Source organism: Pantoea sp. GbtcB22 (genome assembly GCF_019091025.1).
In the GTDB taxonomy this organism is placed as follows: Bacteria; Pseudomonadota; Gammaproteobacteria; order Enterobacterales; family Enterobacteriaceae; genus Pantoea; species Pantoea leporis.
The window spans coordinates 1-262 of the sequence record NZ_JAGXKB010000334.1; the positions used below are offsets into that span (position 1 = coordinate 1).

The 262-nt window shown below is 38.2% G+C and carries 1 protein-coding gene; it reads right to left on the reverse strand.

The window, feature by feature from the left end; genetic code table 11:
* Window positions 1-247, reverse strand: a 247-nt coding sequence (locus tag KVT28_RS28395) for a CHAT domain-containing protein (RefSeq protein WP_368734942.1), incomplete at its 3' end; no start/stop codon positions are given.
* Window positions 248-262 lie beyond the last annotated feature (15 nt).

Genomic DNA, 262 nt, shown 5'->3' on the forward strand with positions numbered 1-262 from the left:
CATTCAAATCATTTACTTCTTCACGCGATGCGGGAATTGAACCAAAAATTAAATTGGTATCGTCCGCAGTCGCATATGGGGCGAACGCTATTAATTCATCGTTGTTTTGACCGGACAATTTCTTTTGGAGGAAGCTCGCGGAATAATTATAGCTGGTCGAAAACCGATCCAGAAGATAATGTCCGGAAGAATCGATTAGAATTTCAAAAGGCAAATAAGAAAGTTCGTTGTGTGGTATAATAATCAAATGATGTTTGCTTTT